The following is a 382-nucleotide window of genomic DNA, read 5'->3' as shown; positions in this document are numbered from 1 at the left end:
ACATGTGCTCAGCCTCATGGTGTAGCAGTATTGATTGAGGCTGAGCACATGTGTATGGCTATGAGAGGAATCCAAAAACAGGGCTCTACAACAATTACAAAAAACTTTCATGGTTATTATGAAAAAGATCACGTTGCACAAGCACACTTTATGATGATGATTCAAAGATCGTAGTAAAGTCCATATTTTTAGTAATCTCTATTAAGTTATAAATTGTCCGGATAAAAATAAATTATGAGAAAGAGAAAATTGGCTTGTACCTTTCTTTATGATTTGTTAAAGGCTAAAAACCAAAATGTTTTTCTTCCCACGTGCGGTCGTGGCGGAATTGGTAGACGCGCAGCGTTGAGGTCGCTGTGGGGCAACCCGTGGAAGTTCGAGT

General features: G+C 39.0%; 1 protein-coding gene. It reads left to right on the top strand.

Features of this window, described 5'->3' with window-relative positions:
* A partial coding sequence (locus J7R13_RS09415) for a GTP cyclohydrolase I (protein WP_208438362.1) occupies positions 1 to 174 on the top strand: 174 nt, incomplete at its 5' end.
* Between the last annotated feature and the right edge of the window lie 208 nt (positions 175 to 382).

This window comes from Bartonella taylorii 8TBB, assembly GCF_902825155.1.
GTDB lineage: Bacteria > Pseudomonadota > Alphaproteobacteria > Rhizobiales > Rhizobiaceae > Bartonella > Bartonella taylorii_A.
The sequence above is the reverse complement of the archived record's forward strand: the minus strand, read 5'-3'. Positions and strand labels throughout refer to the sequence as shown.